This is a genomic window from Paraeggerthella sp., from assembly GCF_048427265.1.
GTDB lineage: Bacteria > Actinomycetota > Coriobacteriia > Coriobacteriales > Eggerthellaceae > Paraeggerthella > Paraeggerthella hominis.
In genome coordinates, this window is sequence record NZ_DBFOSR010000085.1 from 1 (window position 1) to 23787 (window position 23787).

15 protein-coding genes are annotated in these 23787 nt (G+C 64.3%); 13 read left to right on the plus strand and 2 right to left on the minus strand.

Annotated features, from left to right (window positions below):
• Positions 1-31: 31 nt before the first annotated feature.
• The 12 genes from ACMNI9_RS07785 to ACMNI9_RS07840 all read left to right on the plus strand — a co-directional run bounded on the left by ACMNI9_RS07785 (position 32) and on the right by ACMNI9_RS07840 (position 17724).
• Positions 32-841: a type III pantothenate kinase gene (locus ACMNI9_RS07785; RefSeq protein ID WP_216529357.1), complete on the plus strand. Its 810-nt coding sequence runs from the start codon at positions 32-34 to the stop codon at positions 839-841.
• Between the two features lie 97 nt (positions 842-938).
• Positions 939-2627 (plus strand): formate--tetrahydrofolate ligase, encoded by a 1689-nt coding sequence (locus ACMNI9_RS07790; RefSeq protein WP_114567268.1) that lies wholly within the window; start codon positions 939-941, stop codon positions 2625-2627.
• 424 nt (positions 2628-3051) lie between these two features.
• Positions 3052-3663, plus strand: coding sequence for a cyclodeaminase/cyclohydrolase family protein (locus ACMNI9_RS07795; protein ID WP_114567267.1), 612 nt, complete (start codon positions 3052-3054; stop codon positions 3661-3663).
• A gap of 14 nt (positions 3664-3677) precedes the next feature.
• Positions 3678-4529: a bifunctional 5,10-methylenetetrahydrofolate dehydrogenase/5,10-methenyltetrahydrofolate cyclohydrolase gene (locus tag ACMNI9_RS07800; protein ID WP_114567266.1), complete on the plus strand. Its 852-nt coding sequence runs from the start codon at positions 3678-3680 to the stop codon at positions 4527-4529.
• A 4-nt stretch (positions 4530-4533) separates the two neighbouring features.
• Complete coding sequence (locus tag ACMNI9_RS07805; protein WP_418831471.1) at positions 4534-5328, plus strand: nitroreductase family protein; 795 nt, start codon at positions 4534-4536, stop codon at positions 5326-5328.
• 105 nt (positions 5329-5433) lie between these two features.
• A complete protein-coding gene (gene tsaE, locus ACMNI9_RS07810) occupies positions 5434-5940 on the plus strand; it encodes a tRNA (adenosine(37)-N6)-threonylcarbamoyltransferase complex ATPase subunit type 1 TsaE (RefSeq protein ID WP_114567264.1) in 507 nt (168 codons plus the stop codon).
• Between the two features lie 4 nt (positions 5941-5944).
• Positions 5945-8413 (plus strand): tRNA (adenosine(37)-N6)-threonylcarbamoyltransferase complex transferase subunit TsaD, encoded by a 2469-nt coding sequence (gene tsaD / locus ACMNI9_RS07815; protein WP_418831472.1) that lies wholly within the window; start codon positions 5945-5947, stop codon positions 8411-8413.
• A 1123-nt stretch (positions 8414-9536) separates the two neighbouring features.
• A complete protein-coding gene (kdpA, locus tag ACMNI9_RS07820; RefSeq protein WP_418831474.1) occupies positions 9537-11312 on the plus strand; it encodes a potassium-transporting ATPase subunit KdpA in 1776 nt (591 codons plus the stop codon).
• 94 nt (positions 11313-11406) lie between these two features.
• Entirely contained in the window at positions 11407-13485 is a 2079-nt protein-coding gene (gene kdpB / locus ACMNI9_RS07825) for a potassium-transporting ATPase subunit KdpB (protein ID WP_418831476.1), read from the plus strand.
• 30 nt (positions 13486-13515) lie between these two features.
• Positions 13516-14136 (plus strand): K(+)-transporting ATPase subunit C, encoded by a 621-nt coding sequence (gene kdpC, locus ACMNI9_RS07830; RefSeq protein WP_418831478.1) that lies wholly within the window; start codon positions 13516-13518, stop codon positions 14134-14136.
• 92 nt (positions 14137-14228) lie between these two features.
• A complete protein-coding gene (locus ACMNI9_RS07835; protein ID WP_418831480.1) occupies positions 14229-17024 on the plus strand; it encodes an ATP-binding protein in 2796 nt (931 codons plus the stop codon).
• Positions 17017-17724, plus strand: coding sequence for a response regulator (locus ACMNI9_RS07840; protein ID WP_114567259.1), 708 nt, complete (start codon positions 17017-17019; stop codon positions 17722-17724). The genes ACMNI9_RS07835 and ACMNI9_RS07840 overlap by 8 nt, the downstream gene beginning before the upstream one ends.
• Before the next feature lie 417 nt (positions 17725-18141).
• Here the strand turns inward: ACMNI9_RS07840 and ACMNI9_RS07845 are convergent, their stop codons facing one another.
• Positions 18142-18888: a ubiquinone/menaquinone biosynthesis methyltransferase gene (locus tag ACMNI9_RS07845; RefSeq protein WP_225749751.1), complete on the minus strand. Its 747-nt coding sequence runs from the start codon at positions 18886-18888 to the stop codon at positions 18142-18144.
• A gap of 158 nt (positions 18889-19046) precedes the next feature.
• On the opposite strand from ACMNI9_RS07845, the gene ACMNI9_RS07850 reads away from it, so the two are divergent.
• Positions 19047-21203: a HelD family protein gene (locus ACMNI9_RS07850; RefSeq protein ID WP_418831482.1), complete on the plus strand. Its 2157-nt coding sequence runs from the start codon at positions 19047-19049 to the stop codon at positions 21201-21203.
• Positions 21204-21346: 143 nt separating this feature from the next.
• On the opposite strand, the gene ACMNI9_RS07855 is transcribed toward ACMNI9_RS07850, so the two are convergent.
• The gene (locus tag ACMNI9_RS07855) at positions 21347-23617 is read right to left on the minus strand and encodes a TIGR04190 family B12-binding domain/radical SAM domain protein (RefSeq protein ID WP_418831484.1); all 2271 of its coding nucleotides are present in this window, start codon (positions 23615-23617) and stop codon (positions 21347-21349) included.
• Positions 23618-23787: the final 170 nt, after the last annotated feature.

The window sequence follows — 23787 nt, forward strand, 5'->3', positions numbered from 1 at the left end:
TCGGGCGCCGTATAAGGAGACTGTCAGAAACATGTTACTTGCTATCGACGTGGGGAACACGCAAACGGTATTCGGCATCTACCAGGAAGGGGCTCTTCGGTTTCGGTGGCGCGTGGCCACCAACAAACGCCATACGTCGGACGAGCTCCGCGTCAAGCTGGTGCCTTTGCTGAGCTCCGAGGGGATTGCGTTCGACGACCTGGACGGCGTGGCGCTTGCTTCGGTGGTTCCGCAGCTGACGGCGGCGTGGTGCGATGCGACGAGGCGCATGATCGGCAAGCACGCGCTGGTGTGCTCGGCTGAAACCGCAGGGAATTTGTTCGAGGCCGACTATCCCAACCCGCACGAGATCGGCGCGGACCGCGTGGCCGACGCAGTGGCGGCGAAGGCGTTGTACGGCGCGCCGGTGATCGTGGTCGATTTCGGCACGGCCACCAACATGGAGGTAGTGGACGATCAGGGTCGGTTCGTGGGCGGCGTGATTGCCCCGGGCATCGAAACGTCGTCGTCGGCGCTGTTCGATCATGCGACCAAGCTGGGCGCCATCGACCTGGTCGATCCCCATACCGCCATCGGGCACAACACCGAGCAGGCCATTCAGGCGGGCATCGTTTACGGCGAGGCCGATCGTGTGGACGGGCTGGTGCGCCGTATCTTCGATCAGCTGGGCTACCAGACCACCGTGGTTGCTACGGGCGGGCTTGCTTCTCGCGTGGCCGCCCAGTCGCAGACCATTACGACGACCAATCCCGATCTGACGTTGGAAGGATTGCGCTTGGTGTACGAGGCGTCGGCGGATCAGGCGGAATGCGGATTGTGCGACCGCATTGCCCTATCCTAAGACCTTCGACCGCATGCCCGCCGTTTTATGCCGCTGCGCGCGCTATACTTCATGATTCCGAAAAGTCCAGACCAAACCAAGAAAGTGAGGGCCCGACGTGTTGAGTGACATTGAAATTGCCCAAGCGACCACCCCCGAGCACATCAGCGCGATCGCCAAGAAGGCGGGCGTGCCGGAGTCGTACCTGGAGATGTACGGCACCAACAAGGCGAAAGTCGACTACAACTTGCTCGCGGACGTGGAGCACGCGCCGGGCAAGCTCATCCTGGTCACGGCCATCAACCCCACGCCGGCCGGCGAAGGCAAGACCACCACGACGGTAGGTTTGGCCGATGCGCTGGCCCTTCAGGACAAGAACGTGGTCGTGGCTCTGCGCGAGCCTTCGCTCGGTCCCGTGTTCGGCATCAAGGGCGGCGCGGCGGGCGGCGGATACGCCCAGGTCATTCCCATGGAGGACATCAACCTGCACTTCACGGGCGACTTCCATGCCATCGGCGCGGCCAACAACCTGCTGGCGGCTCTGCTGGATGCGCACATCCACAACGGCAACGAGCTGGGCATCGACGTGCGCAAGATCACGTGGAAGCGCGTGGTGGACATGAACGACCGCCAGCTGCGCAACATCGTGGACGGTTTGGGCGGCAAGGCGCATGGCGTGCCGCGCGAGGACGGCTTCGACATTACGGTGGCCTCCGAGGTCATGGCCATTTTCTGCCTGGCCACTTCCATTACCGATCTCAAGGAGCGCCTGGGCCGCATCGTGGTGGGCTACACCTACGACGACAAGCCGGTTACGGCGCACGACCTGCATGCCGAGGGCGCTATGACGGCGCTGCTGAAGGACGCCTTGAAGCCGAACCTGGTGCAGACGCTCGAAGGCACGCCGGCGTTCGTGCACGGCGGTCCCTTCGCCAACATCGCGCACGGCTGCAACTCCATCATGGCCACGCGCATGGCCATGGCGCTGGGCGATTACTGCGTGACCGAAGCCGGCTTCGGTGCCGACCTGGGTGCGGAGAAGTTCCTGGACATCAAGTGCCGCTTGGCGGGCCTCAAGCCCGACGCCGTGGTCGTGGTTGCCACGGTGCGCGCGCTCAAGAATCACGGCGGCGTGGCGAAGGCTGACCTCAATGAGGAAAACCTGGAGGCCCTGGAGGCCGGCCTGCCCAACCTGCTGCAGCACGTGGAGAACATCACGAAGGTGTACAACCTGCCGTGCGTCGTTGCCATCAACGCGTTCCCGACCGACACCAAGGCCGAGTTGGACCTGGTGGAAGCCAAGTGCCGCGAACTGGGCGTGAACGTCGCGCTGTCCGAGGTGTGGGCGAAGGGCGGCAAGGGCGGCCAGGCGCTGGCCGACGAGGTGGTGCGCCTGTGCGAAGAGGGCGACGCCGAGGGCCGCAGCGCCGAGACGTTCGAGTTCTCTTACGACGACGACCTGACGCTGGCTCAGAAGATCGAGGCCATCGCGAAGCGCATCTACCACGCCGACGGCGTGACGTTCGAGCCGGCTGCGAAGAAGGAGCTGGCGCAGCTTGAGGCGCTCGGGTTCGGCAACATGCCCGTGTGCATGGCCAAGACCCAGTACTCGTTCAGCGACGACCAGACCAAGCTGGGCGCGCCGCGCGACTTCACGGTGACCGTTCGCCAGGCGAAGGTGTCTGCAGGCGCTGGTTTCGTGGTGGCCCTGACGGGATCCATCATGACCATGCCCGGCCTGGGGAAGAGCCCGGCTGCGTTCAAGATCGACGTGGACGAAACCGGCAAGATTTCCGGACTGTTCTAATCGTGTTCCGCCGTTCTCCGAACGGCGGAACACGCCGACGCTGCGGGCTTCCACGGCACTCCATCTCGACCCTTTTTCGCTTGCCCTCACGTGCGAAGCACGCTCGGCCGCGAAACGGGCCGATCTGGGGCACCGTGGAAGCCCTCGCTGATTTACTACGCCAACCTGGGCGACCAAAGCTTCGGCGGGGCGCTCGCTCTCCGTCATCGGGCGGCCCTCTCCGCTCCCTCGCGCTCCCTCCGCCGTGGAATTCCTGCCAAACCGGCTTGTTTTTGGGCGGCAGGCGCTGTTCGGATGCGGGCTTTCTGGCACAATGACCGTTTCAAGAAAAGGCGCGTAGAGCGCGCTGGGAACGTGTTGCCGTCGCGCACCCGGTTTCCGGTCAGCTGGAATGCGCTTTGGACTTGCCTGCGAGGAGGCCCGAATGGATACGAAGTTCATCGAGGAATTGGCTAGCTCCGCTCCAACGCCGGGCGGGGGAGGGGCCTCCGCGTACGTGGGCGCGCTGGCTTCGGCCCTTGCTTCCATGGTGGGGAACCTGACCGTGGGCAAGAAAACGTACGCCGACGTGGAGGCCGACGCGTACGTGACGCTGGAAAAGCTTGCCGCCGTGCGGGAGCGTTTGATCGAGCTGGTGGACGAGGATGCGCGCGCGTTCGCGCCGCTGGCCGCTGCGTATCGCATGCCCAAGGCGACGCCCGAGGAGCAGGCGGCGAAAAACGAAGCGCTGCAAACCGCGCTTGTGGGCGCATGCGACGTCCCCCTGGAAATTATGCAGCGCATTGCGGAGGTGGTCGAGCTGACCGACTTCCTGGCGTACCACGGCAGCCGGATGGCCCTCTCCGATGCCGGCGTAGCTGCGGCGTTCGCGCGCGCCGCCGTGGACGGGGCGAGCCTCAACATATTCATCAACGCCGCTTCGATGGATGATCGCGACCGGGCCGCGCGCTATCGCGACCAGGCCAACGCCGTTGCCGATTCCGTTCGTGCTCAGTGCGACGATCTGTTCGCGCACGTCAAGCAAGCTGTTTCGTAAAGGAGCCTGATCGTATGGCCATTCAGCTGAAAGGGAAGCCCGTCGTCGATCGCATGGCGCAGGACATGGGCGCGCGCATCGAGGTTCTGCGGCAGGAGGGAATCGTTCCCACGCTCGCTCTTGTGCGCGTGGGCGCGCGTCCCGACGACCTGTCCTACGAGCGCACGGCCGTCAAGCGCGCGGAAAGCCTGGGCATCGCGGTCAAGCCGTACGTGCTGGACGAGTTCGCTCCGCAGGCTGCCTTGCAGGCAACGCTTCAGTCCATCAATTACGACAAGACCGTGCACGGGTGCCTCATGTTTCGCCCCTTGCCCAGCTTCATCGACGAGAAGGCCATGTGCAACGCGCTTGCTCCGGCGAAGGACGTCGACGGCATATCGCTTGCCTCGCTGGCCTCCGTGTTCACCGATGCGAGCGACGGGTTTCCGCCGTGCACCGCTGCGGCCTGCGTTGAAATGCTCGACCATTACGACGTGCCCCTGGTGGGCAAGCACGTGGTGGTGGTCGGCCGCAGCCTGGTGGTGGGCAAGCCGGTGTCCATGATGCTGCTGCGGCGCAACGCCAGCGTGACTATCTGCCATTCCCGGACCGAGAACCTGCCGGCCATTTGCCGCGAGGCCGACATCGTCATCTGCGCGACGGGGCGCGCGCGGGCGTACGGGGCCGAGTTCTTCAGTCCCGGTCAGACGGTGCTCGACGTGGGCATCAACTTCGATACGCACGGCAAGCTGTGCGGCGACGTGAACTTCGACGAGGTGGAGCCCATCGTGGGCGCCATCACGCCGGTGCCGGGCGGCATCGGAACCGTGACCACCTCGGTGACGATGGCTCATACCGTGGCTGCCGCGGAAGCATTGCTGAGGTAGCGCGATGCGGGTTGAGATCGACGAGGCTCGCTGCATCGGGTGCAGCAGGTGCGCAGACGATTGCGTAGCCGATGACCTGCGCATTCAGAACGGAATCGCCCAGGTTTTAGGTCGGTGCATCCTGTGCGGGCATTGCGTGGCCGTGTGCCCGACCGGTGCCGTGTCCATTTCCGGCTACGATATGGCCGACGTGGAGCCCGTCGAGCCGCTTTCTCGCTTCGTCGACGCGCACGATCTGCTGCAGGCGATCAAGTCGCGGCGCAGCATTCGGAGGTATCGGCCTTGTGCGGTGGAGCGCCAGAAGATCGACCTGATCTTGCAGGCCGGACGCTACACCGCCACGGCTAAGAACGCGCAAGGGTGTCGGTTCGTGGTGGTGCAGGACGGCCTGGACGAGCTCAAGCGGCTGGTGTGGGGCGGCATCGAGGACGTGCTCGCTTCTCCTGGATCCGATCGGCCCCGATGGGCTGCGCAATGCGCTCTGTTCCTGGAGGGCGTGAAAGCGGAACCCTCGCGCGACTTTCTGTTCCGTAACGCCCCCGCGGTGGTGTTCGTGGCGGCTGATCGCGCGGACGACGCCGGTCTTGCTTCGCAGAACATGGAGCTTATGGCCGCATCGCTTGGCCTGGGCATGCTTTTCAACGGGTACTTGTGCCGTGCGGCCGAGGGGCTTCCGGCGGTGAAGTCGTGGCTGGAGGTGCAGGATCGCCCGCTTCAAACGTGCATGCTGCTGGGATATCCGGCGGTGACGTACCGTCGCACCGCTCCGCGCCTGCCCGGCGACTTCGTGGTGAAGTAGCGCTTCTGCGCGCGTTCGGGACTTTCGGGGCAGGTACGCGCGCCTTGCATGGGGATATTCCGAAACGGCTCCCGCGTCTTGCCGGGTTGTCGTATCATACGGGGTATGGCTAACGGGTTAACATACACGCGCAAGACCACGTCGTCCGAGGCGACGAAGCAGCTTGCGGTCACGCTGGCGCCGTATCTGCACGCTGGCGACGTCATCGTGCTTACGGGCGATCTGGGCGCGGGCAAGACGCAGTTCGTGCAAGGCGTGGCGGCTGGCCTGGGCGTTCGCGACCAGGTGACCAGCCCAACCTTCAATATCTTGCTCACGTATCCCGGCGGCACGCTGCCGCTCTATCATTTCGATCTGTATAGACTGGACTCCGCCGACCAACTGGAGGACACCGGCTATTACGAAACCATAGATGCCGACGGCGCGTCGTTCATCGAATGGGGCGAGAAGTTTCCCGAGTCGCTTCCGTACGGGTATCTGGAGGTGTGCATTTCGGTGGATTCCGAAGGGAACCGCTCCGTGGAGGCGCATGCGTACGGCGATCGGTCGCGCCAGCTCTTGTTTCTTTGGGCGAAGGACTCCAAGTCGCGCCTTATGAAGTCTGCGAGGTAACCAGGTGGGTGAAGCTGCTCCGCGTCCGCAGGGCGCGTCTGCGCGTGCAACGTACGTGCTTGCATTCGACACGGCTAATGAAGTGATCGCCATCGGGCTGGGCGCGCTGCATTCCGAAAGCCGTACCGTCGAATTGGTCGCGTCGGTCGAGGCGGAGGCCCGCCGCGCGTCGAATACCCAGCTGCTGCCGCGCATCGACGCGGCTTTGGCCGAAGCCGGCGTCTCGCGCAAGCAGATCGCCTGCGTGGTCGTCGGGCGCGGGCCGGGGTCGTTCACGGGCGTTCGCATTGCCATGGCAACGGCGAAAGGCGTCGCTTCGGCGCTTGAGGTTCCCCTGATTGGCGTGTCGTCGCTTGACGCGGTGGCATGGAACGCGCAGGCCGACGGCGCGCGCGGCGCCTTGGCGGTGGTGGCGGACGCCATGCGCAAAGAGGTGTATCCGGTGCGCTACACCTTGAACGACCAGGGCATCGAGCGCTTGGAAGCCGATCGCGTGGTGAAAGTCGAAGCAGCTGCGGAAGAGCTGACGGCAGCGGGCCTGTCGAATCTGCTGATTGCCGGAGATGCGCTGCGCAAGTACGCGGACCTGTTCGATCCATGCGGATCGGCGCTTGCCGAAGCGCTCTGGACGCCTACGGGGCGGGGCCTTTTGCTGGCGCTGCAAGCTGCATGGCGTGCGGGCGATGCGGATCCGTTCGACGCGGTTGCGCACGATCCGGCGTTCGCGTTGCCGGTGTACACGCGCTTGTCGGACGCGGAAGAGAACGAGCGCATTCGCCTGTCCAAGAACGATCCGCGCAATTTGACGGCTGGTGTGCAGGACGTGGCGCCTCGGCGAGACCAGCGCGCCAGCATGCACGATACGGCGATTTTGAACGCGCGTCCCGATGCGAGCGGCATTACCTACAAGCCGCTTGACGCTGCCCATGCAGCCGATGTTGCGGCTTTGGAATCGACGGTCATGGGTTCGGATGCTTGGAGCGCAGCGCTGGTTGCAGACGAGCTGCCGCGAGGCGATCGCACCTGGTGGGCGGCGTACAGCCAGGATCATTTGATCGGCTATGCCGGCGGATGGGTGGTCGACGGGCAGGTGCAGATCCTCAAAGTGGGGGTGGATCCGTCGTGGCGTCGGTGCGGCATCGCTCGCGAGCTGCTTGCGCGCGTGGCGTCCGATGCGCGCGATTTGGGCGCTTCGACGTGCTCGCTTGAGGTCCGCGCGGGCAACAAGGGCGCGCATGCGTTCTACGAGGCGCTTGGCTTCCGGTCGATCGGCACGCGTCCTCGGTACTATTCCGACGGCGAAGACGCGCTCATCCTGGAAGGCCCCTTGCCGCTGGCCCAGCATGACGTTGCGGGCATGGCGCTGCACATCGACGAAGCGCGCGCTTCGTCGCCCGCGGGCGCGTCCCCTTGCGCGGAGGCTTCCGATTTCGTGCGCCCGCTCATTTTGGCCATCGAGTCGTCGTGCGACGAGACGGCGGCAGCCATCGTGGACGGCGCGGGCACGTTGGTGTCCGACGTGGTGGCTTCCCAGATAGACTTCCACGCGCGGTTCGGCGGCGTGGTTCCCGAGATCGCCAGCCGCAAGCATATCGAAGCCATCTGCGGCGTGTGCGACGAGTGCTTCGACGTTGCCGCTGATCATCTGGGCGTTTCTCGGTTGGCGTGGAGCGACCTCGACGCTGTTTCCGTGACGTACGCACCGGGGCTGGTCGGCGCGCTGGTGGTGGGCGTCGCATTCGCGAAGGGCGCTGCCTGGGCTGTCGAAAAGCCGTTCATCGGCGTGCATCACCTGGAAGGCCATCTGTATGCGAACAAGATCGGCGCGCCCGATTTCGCGCCGCCGGCTGTGGTGTCGCTTGTGTCGGGCGGCAATACGCTGCTTGTGCACATGAAGGATTGGGGCGATTATGAAACTTTGGGAGCCACGATCGACGACGCGGTGGGAGAGGCGTTCGACAAGGTAGCGAAGGCGCTTGGCCTGGGGTATCCGGGCGGCCCTGTGATCTCGCGCGAGGCGGCCAAGGGCGACCCGCGCGCTATCGCGTTTCCGCGCGCCATGATGCATTCGGGGGATTTGCGCTTCTCGCTTTCGGGGCTCAAAACCGCCGTGGTCACGTACATCAACAACGAACGCGCGGCGGGCCGCGACGTCAACGTGCCCGACGTGTGCGCCAGCTTTCAGCAGGCGGTTGTGGACGTGCAGGTGAAGAAGGCCGAAATGGCTTTGCGGCAAACGGGCGCGCGCACGTTCTGCCTGGGCGGCGGCGTGGCGGCGAATCCGGTGCTGCGCGCTGCGTACGAAAGCTTGTGCGAGCGCTTGCGCGTACGCCTGGTCATGCCGCCCTTGAGCGCGTGCGGCGACAACGCCGGCATGATCGCGCTGGTGGCGCTCGATCGCTATCGGCAGGGCAAGTTCTTCGGCTTGGACGCCGATGCCCAGGCCCACGCCAACTTGGACGAGCCGTACTAGGAAGCCTGTCCTCCAGGTTTCTCCTTTGAGGTTGCGCGTCGCTCGGGGCTTGCGGGCCTGCTGCGGGCGCGCGGCGCGCGGCGCGGAACGGTCGGAGCAACAATTGCGTGATGGCGAGACGTCTGCCGCGCCGCGCCCGGCGCGCGCCGCGGGGTCGAGGGATTTCGCTTCGCGCTTGTTGTCGGCGCTCGCCGTCGACGCCGTCGGCGGCCCGAGAACCACGCTTCGTTTGCTCGAAACGGCAGCGTACGCGCGGAAAATCGCCCTCGCTTGCCCGGGATCGGCGCCTTGCGCACGAAAAAACGCTCCCGCTGGCAGGTTTTGACGGTTTGAGGTCGTTTGAGCCGACCGGGTAAGCGCCCGCGAAAGCGCAGCACAGCAGCCCAGCGCTGTGACCAGGCATAACGAAAGGCAAGCCGAACGGCAACGGGGGCGGCGCCAATCTCGACGACCTCAAACCGTCAAAACCTGCCAGCGAAGGCGGTTTTTCGTGCGCAACCGGGTGGCGAGGGGGCGGAGGGCCGCGGCTGGCGGCATCGCGCCGCGATGGCGGCGAACCGGTTGGCCGGCCGCGCCGCACGATCGCCCCCGCGCCCCGCGTTCCGTCTCGGTGTGCCATGCTGCGCCCCGCGCCCGCCGCACCCGCGCTGCATCGAGGGCGCGTTCCCCGTGCGTCGCCTCGCTCCGCGCAACCAGCTCGTCAGTCCTCCGGCCCGCGCCCCCCCCGCGCCCCGCGCCGCCCCGCCCGCCCGCGCCGCAACAGCGAACCAACCGCAGCTCGCTTCAACTTTCTCGATCGTCTTTATCCCATCTTAACGTTCGCGCCGGCATCTTTACGCCATGCTTGCGCGCCCCCTTCTATGCTGAGTATGTGGCGGTGTCCCGGCGCGCACTGCTAGCCCCGAGCGAACGGGGGTTGACCTGCCGGTTTCTGCCGTATCGCCACACGAGGGTTTCGCGCGGCACGGGTCGCTCCTCTTGGGTGCAGCACCCGTGCGGAACCTGCGCAACGTAAAGAAGAAGGAAGGACCACGATGGAATTCGTAACGGGCTTCGTTGGCGGGCTGAGTGTGCTGCTTGCGTTCTACTTGTTCTGCAAGCTGCTGAAGGGCGGCGACGGACGATGACGGGAAATCTCTTTGAATACGGCATCTACCTGGCGTTGCTGGTTGCCCTTGCCATTCCCCTGAGCCTATACATCAACAAAGTCATGGCGGGCGAGCGCACCGTGCTGTCGCGCGTGCTCGTGCCTGTCGAGAACGCGATATGCTGCTGCATCGGCATCGACAAGGCCGAAGACATGGGCTGGAAGCGCTATCTTGCCAGCGCGCTGGTGTTTTCCGCCGTCTGCTTGGTTGGGCTGTTCGCTCTTTTGCTGCTGCAAGGAGTGTTGCCCCTGAATCCCGAAAAGCTTCCTGGCCTCCCGGTTGACCTGGCATTCAATACCGCAGCAAGTTTCGTTACCAACACGAATTGGCAAGCGTACAGCGGCGAAAGCACCCTCAGCTACTTCTCGCAGGCGTTTGGCCTTACGGTTCAGAACTTCGCGACGCCAGCGGTGGGCCTGGCCGTCCTGTTCGCGCTGTTTCGCGGCTTGGTGAGCGAAGGGGGCGAAGGCCTTGGCAACTTTTTCGTCGACGTGTCGCGCGCCATCCTGTTCATCTTCATTCCGCTTGCCCTGGTTGCGACGATGATCAACGTATGGCAAGGCTCTCCCCAAAACATCGACGAGTACCAGACGGTTCAGCTTTTGGAGCCGGTTGGCGTGAACGCCGAGGGAGAGGTGGTTTCCGCTAACGACCCCAGCGCGGTTGAGACGATCGATCAGGCCGTGGTGCCCATGGGGCCGCAGGCCAGCCAGGTTGCCATCAAGCAGCTGGGCACGAACGGCGGCGGGTTCAACGGCGCCAACTCTGCAAGCGCGCTTGAAAACCCGACGCCCCTCACGAATCTGGTGCAGTGTCTTTCCATGTTGCTGGTTCCTATGGCATGCGTGTTCAGCTTCGGGCGATTCGTCATGGATCGCCGGCAGGGGCGCGCGATATTCGCGGCTATGTTCATCCTGCTCATAGGGGCGCTGGCGGCAATCGCCTTTTTCGAGCAGGCGGGAACGCCCCAGCTTGCGGCGGGCGGCCAGGTGTACATGGGCTTCGACGGCCAGTCCGGCGGGAACATGGAGGGCAAGGAGACGCGTTTCGGCGTAACCGATTCTTCCTTGTGGGCTGCGTTCACCACGGCGGCTTCGAACGGCTCGGTCAACGCCATGCACGACAGCTTCACGCCGCTTGGCGGCATGGTCCCCATCGTTTTGATCTCGCTGGGCGAAGTGGTGTTCGGCGGCGTGGGATGCGGACTGTACGGCATGCTGGGATTCGTGATCCTGACGGTGTTCATCGCCGGGCTGATGGTGGGCCGAACACCCGAGTACCTGGGCAAGAAAATCGGCCCGAAAGAGATGCGCATGGCCGTGATCCTGTGCATCACTACGCCGCTGCTCATCTTGGCGGGTGCCGCCATCATGAGCCTTGATCCCGCTACGGTTGCCAGTTTGGGAAATCCCGGCGCGCACGGGTTCTCCGAGGTGCTGTACGCGGCCGTCTCCGCCGGCGGCAACAACGGATCGGCGTTCGCCGGGTTCAACGCCAACACGCCCCTGATCAACACGGTCCTTGCCCTGGAAATGCTGGCGAACCGGTTTATCCCCCTGGCGGCGGCATGCGCGCTTGCCGGCGGGTTCGCTCGTCGGCGCTCGGTGGCTACCAGCGCTGGCACGTTGTCCACCAGCAATGGGCTGTTCGTGTTCCTGTTGGTGCTTATGGTGGTGCTGATCGGCGCGCTGACGATGCTCCCGGCGCTTGCGCTGGGCCCCGTTGCCGAGCAGTTGACGATGGCTTTGTAGGAAGGTTGGTGAAGGCAAGATGACTGCTGCACAAGGCAAGGCCGCGCTGCTAGGCTCCCGTGGCGCCAAGGGCGGTTCGCGAAAAGACGCAGCGATGCGCGAGCTCGCGAAGCGCGCCGTGGCCGATTCGTTTGCGAAGCTCAAGCCGAACGAGCAGGCGAAGAATCCCGTCATGCTCATGGTGTACCTTTCGGCCGCCCTGACGTCGGCGCTGTTCGTTCTTTCCCTGTTCGGCGTGGCGGACGCGCACCCGGCTTTTACCCTGGCGGTTTCGGCGGTCCTGTGGCTGACGGTGCTGTTCGCGAACTTCGCCGAAGCTCTCGCAGAGGGTCGCGGCAAGGCTCAGGCCGACGCTCTGCGCGCCGCCAAGCGCGACATCGACGCGCACAAGCTCAACGAGGCCATGGTGGCCAAGGGCGCGCATGTCGACGATCCCGCCGAGTACTTCCGCCTCAATGCCGACGAGGTAAGCTCGGCGCTCCTCAAGAAGAAGGACGTGTTCTTCGTGTCCGCTGGCGAGCAGATTCCCGCTGACGGGGAGATTGTCAGAGGGGCGGCTTCGGTGGACGAGAGCGCCATCACGGGCGAATCCGCCCCGGTCATCCGCGAGGCGGGCGGCGACCGCTCAGCTGTGACCGGCGGCACTACGGTGCTGTCCGATTGGCTGGTGGTGCGCGTGACCGCCGATGCGGGGCACAGTTTCCTCGACCAGATGATCGCCATGGTCGAATCGGCGGCACGCAAGAAAACGCCGAACGAGATCGCGCTCGAGATCCTGCTCATTGCGCTGACCATCGTGTTTCTGACCGTGTCGGTGGCGCTGTTCGCTTTCAGCGGGTTCGGCGCCAATCAACAGGGCATGGCGAATCCCACGTCCATCACCTCGCTCGTTGCGCTGTTCGTGTGCTTGGCTCCCACTACGATCGGCGCGCTGCTCTCGGCTATCGGCATTGCCGGCATGAGCCGCCTGAACCAGGCGAACGTGCTGGCCATGAGCGGCCGCGCCGTGGAGGCGGCGGGCGATGTGGACGTGCTGCTGCTGGACAAAACCGGCACCATCACGCTGGGCAACCGCCAGGCGGCCGAGTTCGTTGCGGTCGACGGTGCCGACGAGCGCGATCTGGCTGACGCGGCCCAGTTGGCCAGCCTGACGGACGAGACGCCGGAAGGCCGCAGCATCGTGGTGCTGGCGAAGGAGCGCTTCGGCATTCGCGCACGGGTGCTGGAGGGGTCGGGCATGGCGTCGATCCCGTTCACGGCTCAAACGCGGATGAGCGGCGTTGATTTCGACGGCCATGAGATTCGCAAGGGCGCGGCCGATGCGGTGAAGCGTTACGTGGAAGCGGGCGGCGGGCGGTACAGCGCCCAATGCGCGCTTGCCGTCGAGCGCGTTTCGCGCGCGGGCGGTACACCGTTGCTCGTCGCGCGCGATCATCGCGTGCTGGGCGTGGTGTACCTGAAGGACATCGTGAAGCAGGGCATCAGGGAGAATTTCGCCGACCTGCGCACGATGGGCATCAAGACCGTCATGATCACGGGCGACAATCCCCTGACGGCTGCGGCTATCGCTGCCGAGGCGGGCGTGGACGACTTCATTGCCGAGGCAACGCCCGAAACGAAGCTCGCCGCCATCCGCCAGTACCAGGCCGAAGGGCACATGGTGGCCATGACGGGCGACGGCACGAACGATGCTCCCGCGCTTGCGCAGGCCGATGTGGCCGTTGCCATGAACAGCGGCACCCAGGCGGCGAAGGAGGCTGGCAACATGGTCGACCTTGATTCCAGCCCCACGAAGCTGCTCGACATCGTGCGCATCGGCAAGCAGCTGCTCATGACACGCGGAAGCCTGACCACGTTCTCCATCGCTAACGATATGGCGAAGTACTTCGCTATCGTTCCGGCGCTGTTCGCCCCGCTGTACCCTGCCCTCGATGCGCTCAACGTCATGCACCTGACCAGCCCGACAACGGCCATTCTGGCTGCGGTCACCTATAACGCGCTGATCATCGTGGCGCTCATTCCGCTGGCGCTCAAAGGGGTGAAGTACCGCGAGGCAACGTCGCAAAGCCTGCTGACGCGCAACTTGCTGGTGTACGGCCTGGGCGGAATCGTGCTTCCGTTCGCGGCCATCAAGGTTCTTGATATGGCTATCACGGCGCTGGGCATTGCGTAGCGCAGGATCATTGGACGAGAGGAGATCATTATGTTGCATGTGGGAAACGGAGCGAAGCTGTGGGGAAGCGCAACGCTGTTCTTCCTGGTGGTCACGCTTTTATGCGGCGTTGCGTACACGTTTGCCTGCACGGTTTTGGCTCAGCTGGCTTTCCCTCATCAGGCTAACGGGTCTATCATCGAAGTTGACGGCACCGCGTACGGCAGCGAGCTGGTGGGCCAGCCGTTTGCGGGCGAAGACCATCTGTGGGGGCGCCCTATGAGCCCCGACGCAAAGACGTTCACCGACGATCGGGGATCCAAGGTGCTGTGGTATGCTCCGTCGAACCTCAGTCCGGCTGGCGACGAGTTCGCTGAAACCGTGCAGGCGCGTATCGACGCTCTTCGCGCGGCCCATCCGGAACAGGGCAACAAGCCCATTCCGAGCGATTTGGTTACCGAGTCGGGCAGCGGTTTCGACCCGCATATCTCTCCGGCGGCGGCCGAGTATCAAGTCGAGCGCTTGGCCAGGACCACGGGCAAAAGCCCCCGCGACATTCGCGCTATCATCGAGCGTTGCACGGAGCAGCCGCAAGGGGGAATTTTGGGAGACGCGCGCGTGAACGTGCTGAAGGTGAACCTGATGCTGGACGGCATCTTGCCGGTTCGGTAACGCACGTCGCACCGGCGACGGCAACGTAGGTATGATGAACGGTGGGGCGGGCGCGACGTGCGTCGGCTCCACCTCCGGCTGGAAGGAACGCTATGGCTGCATCGATGGGCGATTTGGAGACGCGCCGCGACCCCGATGCTATTCTGCGCCAGATCGTCGAAGGGGAAGCTGCCGAGGGCGACGCGCGTGGCAAGCTCAAGATATTCTTCGGCTATGCGGCGGGCGTCGGCAAGACGTACGCCATGCTGGAAGAGGCCCATGCGGTGCTCGACAAGGGTTTCGACGTGGTGGTGGGCTACGTGGAGCCCCATACAAGAGTGGACACCATGGCGTTGACGGAAGGCTTGGAGCAGATTTCGCCGCGCGCCGTCACGCATCGAGGCATCACCTTGCGCGAATTTGACCTGGATGCGGTGCTTTCGCGCCGCCCGCAGATTGTGCTGGTGGACGAGCTGGCTCACACGAACGCCCCCGGGTGCCGCCATCGGAAGCGCTATCAAGACGTCGAGGAGCTGCTGCGCGCGGGCATCAGCGTGTTCACGACGGTGAACGTGCAGCATCTGGAGGGCTTGAACGACAAGATCGCCGCCATCACGCACGTAAGCGTTTCCGAGCGCATTCCCGATCGCATTTTCGACCAGGCGGCTTCGGTGGAGCTGGTGGACATCGAGCCGGACGATTTGATCGATCGTTTGGAGTCGGGGAAGATCTACCTGCCCGACCGTGCGCGCACGGCGCTCGGCAACTTCTTCTCGCGCAAGAACCTGGCGGCGCTGCGCGAGATCGCGCTTCGCCGCATGGCCGATCGCTTGACGCGCAAGGCCGAGTGCGGCGAGTCGGGCGCGCGCGTGGAGGCGGGCGAGGACGTGCTGGTGTACGTGACTCCCTACGCCGGCAACGTGAAGGCCATTCGCGCCGCGGCCAACATGGCGGAGTCGTACCATGGCGCGTTCACCGCGGTGGTGGTGGAGTCGTCGCAGAGCAAGAAGCTCGACGCCGAACGGCGCGGGCGCCTGCGGGCGAACGTCGATTTGGCCGAAGAGCTGGGCGCGCATGTGGTCACGCTGTTCGGCGACGACATAGCGCAGCAGATTGCGCAGTACGCGGAAACCGCAGGGGCGACCCATATTGTGGTGGGAAACGCCATTGGCGGCTTCCGCGCGCTGGGGTGGGGGCCGGAAAGCCTGGTCAACCGGCTGATGAAGCTTGCGCACGGTGCCGTGGTGGACGTGGTGCCCACCAAGGACCTGCCCGCTCAGTACGGGCGGCTGCGCGAGGCGACGGGCTTCCATTTCACGGTTGCCGATATATGGCGGGCCCTCGCGTCGGTCGCGCTTGCCACGGCCTTGGGCCTGGTGATCTACGAGCTGGGCTTGGCGGGGTCGGTGGTTCTCATGCTGTATCTCATCGTGGCGCTGCTCATGGCCACGCGCGCCGACGGATTCTTCTACGCGCTGTTCGCCTCGCTCGGCAGCGTGTTCGCGTACAACTTCTTCTTCACCGTGCCGCGCTTCACGCTGCACGCCGTTGGGCTGAACTACCCGTTCATCTTCGCGTTTCTGCTGGTGGGGACGTTTGCTGCATCGTCTTTGGCCATCCGCATGAAACGCCAGGCCGAAAGCACCGCGCGTCGCGCGTACCGCATGGAGGTTCTGCTTGAGTCGAGCCGCAAGCTTCAGGGCGCGTCGACCGCCGACGAGTGCTTTCGGTTTGCGGCCGAGCAGGTCATCAAGCTGCTGAACCGCCCCGTGGTGATGTACCGGATGCGCGGCGACGGAAGCCTGGCGAACCCCGAGCTCCACGATGTTCCGGGAACGATAGGCGGCGCGACGGATACGGCCGTGCTGGCTTCCCCCGCCGAGGCTGCGGTGGCGGCGTGGTCGGCGTCGAACAACGAGCGCGCGGGCGCCACAACCGACACGCTGGCCAACGCGCACTGCCTCTACCTGCCCATTCGGTCGAAGGATGTCGTGTTCGGCGTGGCTGGCGTTGCCATGGACGACATCGACGGGGAAGAGGATTTCGGTGCGTTCGAAAAGAACCTGCTGCTTGCCATTCTTGACGAATGCGGGCAGGCGACCGAGCAGATCCTGTTCGCCGACGAGCGCCGCCGCATGGAGATGCGCATGGAAAAGGAAACGTTGCGCGCGAACTTGCTGCGGACGATCTCTCATGATCTGCGCACGCCTCTCACCAGCATTTCGGGGGATGCGGACATGCTGCTGCACGATGAGGACGCACTGACAGCGCAGCAGAAGCGGCGTCTGCTGCGCGATATTCACGACGACGCGCGTTGGTTGGTCACGCTGGTCGAGAACCTGCTGTCCATCACGCGCATCGACAACGGCACCATGCAGCTGGCGGTGCAGCCCGAGCTGGTCGGCGATGTGGTGCAGGAGGCGCTTCGGCATGTCGATCGGCGCATTGCGGATCGTTGCGTGCGCGTCGATTTGGAGGACGAGCTGCTTATGGCCGAGATGGACGCGCGCCTGATCGTGCAGGTTGTGATCAACCTGGTGAACAACGCCATTGCCTATGCGCCCGAGGGAAGCTGCATCGCTGTGACCGCACGCCGCGCCGTCGAGGACGGGCTGCCGCGCGTGCGGATCGCGGTTTCGGACGAGGGTCCGGGAATCCCGGACGAGGACCGCAAGCACATCTTCGATATGTTCTACAATGGCTCTACGGGCAAGCCCGGCGGCAAGAGCGGAGATTTCAAGCGCGGCATGGGCCTGGGCCTTTCGCTGTGCCGCTCGATCGTCGAGGTTCACGGCGGGACTTTGCAAGTGCGCAACAGGAAGCCTTGCGGCAGCGAGTTCTGGTTCACGCTGCCCGCGGTGGATGCTGAAGATGTGGTCGCTCGATCGGTGGAGGCGGTACGTGGCTGAACGGTATCGGATACTGGTTGTTGAGGATGATGCGGCGGTGCGCCGTTTGGTGACGACGACGCTCGAGCTGCACGACTACGCTCATCGAGAGGCGCGCTCGGTTGCGCAGGCGCTGTTGGAGCTGTCTTCGCATCCCCCTGATCTGGTCATACTTGACCTCGGATTGCCTGATGGCGATGGGGTCGACGTCATTCGCACCTTGCGCGGATGGTCGTCGTTGCCGGTGATCGTGCTGTCGGCCCGCTTGGAGGATGCCGACAAGGTGGAGGCGCTCGACGCCGGAGCCGATGACTACCTGGTGAAGCCTTTCTCGGTTGACGAGCTGCTTGCTCGCGTGCGCGTTGCGCTGCGCCGTCTTGATCGCGAGCGCGCCATGCAGGAAGGTGCCGAGGATCCGGTGTATCGCAACGGCGGCCTTACCATCGACTACGCTTCCACCTGCGTGCAGCGCGATGGGCAGGAGGTGCACCTCACGCCGTTCGAGTACAAGCTGCTGTGCCTGCTGGCGCGCAACACGGGCAAGGTGCTCACGCACAACTTCCTGCTCAAGGAGGTGTGGGGAAGCGCTTTGGCGTCCGATCGCTCGTCGCTGCGCGTGTTCATGGCAACCCTGCGCAAGAAGATCGAGCCCGACCCGGCCAACCCCCTTTACATCCAGACCCACGTCGGCGTAGGCTACCGCATGATGCGCGTCGAGTGAGACGCTGGCTTCGTCTTCCGGCTCCGTCTCGAGCCCGTTTTCCCGCTTCGTTGCAAGCCGCCCTGCTCGGAAGGCGGTGCGCACCGGTGCGCATCAGCACCGATTCGACAGCGAATGTTCTGCTTGCTGCACGATTCTTCCCCCAATGTTGCGTTCGAGTGCATGCCGAAGCCTTTCTGCCGACAACGAACAACCTGCGACCAGGCGAAACGCGCGATCGCATCGAAGGTTGCCTCTTGGCAGGTCCTTCGAACGCAACATTGGGGAAAGGATCGTGCATTTGAGCGCGCAAGCGGTAGCATCGAACCGCCGTTGATGTGCAGTTGCGTTTCGGCGTCGGTCGGACTTGGTGCTCGAGCGCGTCTCGACTAGCTCAGCCTTCTTTCGATCTAAGCGTCAGCCGGCCTTTCGCAGGCTTTAGGCCTCCGGCTTCTTCGCTACGTGGACGGCGGCGATGCCCCCGGTGTAATTCTTCCAGGTCACATCCGTGAATCCGGCGCGCGTCATCATGTCGGCCAGCCCTTGTTGGTTGGGGAACGCCTTGATGGAGCGCGACAGGTACACGAAGCCCTCGCGGTCGCCGGTGATCAGGCCTCCCCAGAAGGGGATCAGGTGCTTCAAGTAGAAGTTGTACAGGGCGCGCCATACCGCGTTCGGCGGCGTGGAGAATTCCAGGCACACGAGCGACCCGCCGGGCTTCAGCACGCGGAACATTTCGGAAAGCGCCCGGTCGCGCTCGGGCATGTTGCGGATGCCGTACGCCATGGTGATGACGTCGTAGCTCGCGTCGGCGTACGGAATGCTCTGCGCGTCCACCACCTCGAAATCAACCGGCACGCCGTCGGCCTTGCCGTCGGCGTAGTGCATGCGTGCAACGTCGAGCATCTCGTCGACCAGGTCGGTGCACTGGATGTGTCGCGGATGCTTCGCCCGCGCCACGGTGAAGGTCACGTCGCCCGTGCCGCCCGCGATGTCCAACACGTCTGCGTTGGGGCTGATGGGAGCCTGGCGCATCATGCCGGACAGCCACGCCTTGTAAGCGCCGAAGCTCGAGACGGCGTTGAAGCGCTCGTACTTCTTGGCGATGGTGGAGAAGATGTCTTTCACGCGCTCGGACGAGATGTCCGCAGGCGCTTCCTTGCCGGTGGCGGTGTCGATGCTCACAGGTGATGCTCCATTGCGATCGGGAATCGTGCGAGAGCACAGTATACGCCAGCCCGCCTGCCCCTGGGTTACGGTTTCAGCAAGAAGCGTGAAGTCGCTGGGAAACGCGGGCGCAGACCCGTATAATCTCCCCTTGCACATTCGATCAAGGAGTACCGTTGTACACCGACACCACGCACCTCGAAGCATCTTTGGCGCAAGACCCCGTATTCGAAGCGGAGCAGCGCCATCTGAGCGAAACGTACGCTACGCTGCGGTCGATGGCCGCCGATCTGGTGGCGAAAATGGACAAGAACAGCAAAGACGCCGCCGCCGACAAGCTTGCCATGGTGGACGAGCTGTCGGTGAACCTGGCCAGCTACGCTGACGCCATGGAAACATACGCCGATTTCGCCACCGTGAACCGCGTGATCGACGCGTACAACATGGCGCAGAGCGTCGATGCCGAAAAGCTCAACAGCATACGGCTGCTGCTCGGCCAGCCCTACTTTGCGAAAGTGGTCCTTCAGTTCAAACCGGGCGAAGGTCCTAAAGAGCTCTACATTGGCACTGCGGGCGTGTCCGACGATTCCTACCGCCGCCTGGTGGTGGACTGGCGCTCGCCGGTGGCCGAGGTGTACTACAACCAGGATAACGGTCCCACTTCGTACCAGGCCAACGGGCGCACCATCAATGTGGACCTTAAGCTGCGCCGACAGTTCGACGTGGACAAGGACCGCCTGAACGCGTACTTCGACACCACCGTGGCCATCCAGGATTCGCTGTTGCTGGCGTCGCTGTCCAAGCAGCGCTCGGCCAAGATGCAGTCCATCACCGCCACCATCCAAAAGGAGCAGAACCAGGTCATTCGCCATGAAGACGTGCCGGCTCTGCTGGTGAACGGCATTGCCGGCAGCGGCAAGACCTCGGTGCTCATGCAGCGCATCGCCTACCTGTTCTACCAGCAGCGCGAAAGCCTGGATCCTAGCCAGGTGTTCCTGATCACGCCCAACCCCGTGTTCCAAAGCTACATCGACAACGTGCTGCCCGATCTGGGCGAGCGCAACCCCGAATGCCTCACGTGGAACGAGTTCTTGCAGCAGCTCATGCCGCCCGATCGCACGGGCGGGCAGGTGAACGTGGCGCTCGACCGGCTTGAGCGCATCGATGCGGCGTGCGCGGGATTCGCGTTCGACCCGCACGACTTCAAAGAGGTGCACTGCAACGGGGATCGCCTGCTGTCCGTGGGGCAGATCCTTCAGGTGGCGGCCAAGTTCAAGAACATTCCGGCCGGCCCGCACCTGGTGTCGCTCATGCGCGACGAGCTGGCGCACCGTCTGGACACGCGCCTGAAGCAGATAGCGATGTCCGATCGAATTCTCGACGAGCTGTCGGCCTTGAGCCCCGACGAGCAGGTGGCGCTCTTCCGCGAAACGTTCGACGCGCAGGACGAAGACGAAGCGCGCGTTTGGGCGCAGCAGTACGTGGACGATCGTTACGCTGCCGCGCGCAAAGCCGTCGAGAACGACGACTGGCTGCGCATCGACCGCATCGGTATGCGCCTGCTCGGCGTGGAGAACCTGGTGCCCGTGGAATGGCTGTACTTGAAGATGGCGCTCACGGGGCTGGGCAATCCGGATGCCAAGTACGTGATGATCGACGAGGTGCAAGACTACACGGCGGCCCAGCTTACGGTGCTGGCGCGCTATTTCCGCCGTGCCCACTTCTTGCTCCTGGGCGACCAAAATCAGGCCATCGGTCCCGATACGGCAACGTTTGACGACGTCAAAGCCGTATTCCAGAAAGCCCGCGGCTCGGTGGAGGAATGTCGGCTCATGACCAGCTACCGGTCTTCGCCCGCCATCACCGCGCTGTTCGCCGGCCTGCTTGCGGACGAGGAGCGCCTGCGCATCTCGTCCATACGCCGCCAGGAGGAAGCCCCGGCCATCATCGAGTGCGCCACCGAAGAGGAGCGCGATCGGGAGCTGGTGCGCGTCATCGAGGCGGCGTCTGCGGACGAGGGCCTTACGGCGGTGATCCTGCCGCAGAAGCACCAGGCGAAGCAGCTGCAGAAGAAGCTGGGGGACGGCGCGCCTCCGCTCATCGACGCCGATGCGACGCTGCCTACGAGCGGCGTTGTCCTCACGTCGCTCAAGCTTGCGAAGGGCCTGGAATTCGACCACGTGATCGTGCCCGAAGCAAGCGAGCGCACGTTCCCGGACGATCCCTTGTCGCGCCGTCGGCTCTACACCACCGTGTCGCGCGCCACGGGAAGGATCACGCTGTTGGCGCAGGGGAAGCTGACGCCGCTGTTGAGCAGGGGCGGGATCGGCTAGCGCGGCGCAAAGCGCCGGCGCGCCGGTCAGGTTGGCTTGCCGATGACAAAACAGGGCGCCGCGACTATTTTTGCCGCGGCGCCCAGGCGGACGATCCCGCCGTCCAACTCGCTATCGAATGCCATGCAGCGGCGGATGCGCCGTTAGCTGGCAGGGTTCTCCGTTTTGCGGTCGCGCAGCTTCTCGAGCTTGCGCGCCTCGCGCGCGCCCTTGACGCCGCCCGCGCCTTGAAGGCCGCCGGCGTCGCGCGGCACCGTACGCGCGATCTCGCCGCGCGCCAGCGCTTCCTCGCGTTCGCGCTCCTCCGCCATCATCTGCTCGAGCAGGGGGTCGTGCTCCACCGTGCGCAGTGCTTCGGCCCGGATGGCCGCATGCCGTCCCGCTTCGATGCCCGTGCCCGCACGTCCGGCTTCCAGATGCGCGTTGGCGGCATCGAACGCCTCGTTCGTGTTCTCCTGGGAAAATCCCGGCGCCACCACGCTGCCGAACGCGGCTACCTGCGCGCCCGTATCGTCCGAAAGCGCGCGTCCGTCGGCGATGCCGTCCACGGCAAGCCCCTTGAACGTGCAGTTGGCCGTTCCGTCGGCGTTCCAGGCGGGGGAGAGCACGCCGTTCTCCTGATCGGGGTAGTCGAGATCGCTTGCCGCAGGGCGCCACGTTCCGGTCAGCTTCGCCAGGGCGTTGGCGGGCTCGTTGGTGAACCAGAGCTTCGCCAGGTGCTTCGCATGCGTGGGCTTTACATCGAACGCCCAGTTCAACTCCGATTTTTCAGCAACCGTGTTCTCGGACAGGCGCTCGAACTCCTCCTTGAGCGTCGCCAGCCGCGCATCGATGCGGCCGGTGCCGTTGTACAGGACGTCGTCCAGGCGGTTCATCTGCTCGCGCGCCTCGCGGATGCGCTTGTCGGTGGCGGCGGCCATGCCCGGATCCAGGATGCCGTGCTCGCCTTTGATGCGGTTGAGGTCGAGCGCTGCGTCGTAGGTGGCGTCCACCATCTCGTCCACGGACATGTAGATGCTCTCGTAGTTCATGATGTGCTTCCACGAGGGCAGGATCATGCGCTCGCGATGCTCCTCGAACGTGCGGGCGCGCAGCTTGTAGCCGTACTTTTCCGGGTTGTCGAACGCGATGGATCCCACGTCCAAAAACGGCGCCATGGGGCTGGTCAGCACCACCAGGCGCGGATCGTAGTTCACGCGCTCGTACAAATGCTGCACGTACGCGCTCGTTTCGCGCACGCTGGCTGCCGTTTGCTTGGGGATGCCCGTCATGAAGTACAGGTCGAACCGTTCGCAGTTGGGGTGCGAAAGCGCGTCCACGATGGTTTCTTCCAACTCGGCCATCGTGTAGTGGCCCTTGCCGAACGCCGCGCGAACGTCGTCGTCGTGGCTTTCCGCCGAAATCTCCACCGACCAGTTGCCCAGGTTCTTGTCCAGTAGCTGGTAGAACTCGTCGCCGCCCGGCGGCGGGCCGAAGAACTCGAACCCGATGGGGTTGTGCACCTTGCCTTTGAGCCCCGTGATGAACTCGTGCGTGTAGTCCTCGCCGGCTTGCAGGAAGTCGTTCAGCACGAAGATGGGGCCCCAGATATGGTCCTGCACGTGCTGGATGTCGCGGATCAGCAGCTTCGGATCGCGCCAGGCTACGCGCCGGCGACCGAAGTGGTTCTTGAACGCGTAGGCGCTGCCGCCGCACGTGGCGCAGTTGCGCGCGCAGCCGCGGCAGGTCAGGCTGGCGGTCACGGGGTAGCTCAGCCAGCCCTTCATGGGAAGGTAGCTGGTCATGTCGTGGTGGCGCAGCACGCCCTTCATGGGGTAGTCGTAGTCCATGGATATGGCGTTCATGTCGTCGGGAACCCAGCTCAAGGGGTTGATGTGGATGGAGCCTTCGGCATCTTTCCAGGTGAGGTTGGGAATGTCCGACAAATCGCCCAGCGGCGTGTGCGTTTTGGCTGCACGCGCCACGCGCTCCACCAGCATGCGCATGGGCTCTTCGGTGGAGTCGCCGCGGAATACGAAGTCGATGCAATCGTACTTGATCAGGTCTTCGTGGAAGATCGACGACGACAGTCCGCCGAAGCTGATGGGCGTGCGCGGGTGCAGCCGCTTGAGGATTTTCGCCACTTCCACCGAGCCGTGGCAGTGCGGCATCCAGTGCAGGTCGATGCCGAACATGTGCGAGTCCAGGCGCGCGAGGTTCTTCTCTACGTCGAAGTTCTTCTTGTGCAGCATCATGGAAGCCAGGTTGTAGATGCGCGATCGCAGACCGTGTCGTTCCAGGTACTCGCACAGCGTGGTCAGCCCCAGCGGGTACATTTCGAAGATGGGAGTAGAAGGCACCATGTCGGACACCGGTCCGTACATGATGGAGCGCTCGCGAAAGTCGTAGGTTGCGGGCGCGTGGATATATGTCATGTCTAATGTTTGCATACTGCCGAGAAGTATAGCGCGCCTGCCGATCGTTACCTTGTTGAATTTTGAGGTGCACGCGGATTATTTTTCGCGCCGAATAATGGGTGCGCGAAGTTTGCCGAGTGAGTTTTGCGCGCGCATGCGTGTCGCGTTGCCGAAACGGGCGCCCGCTG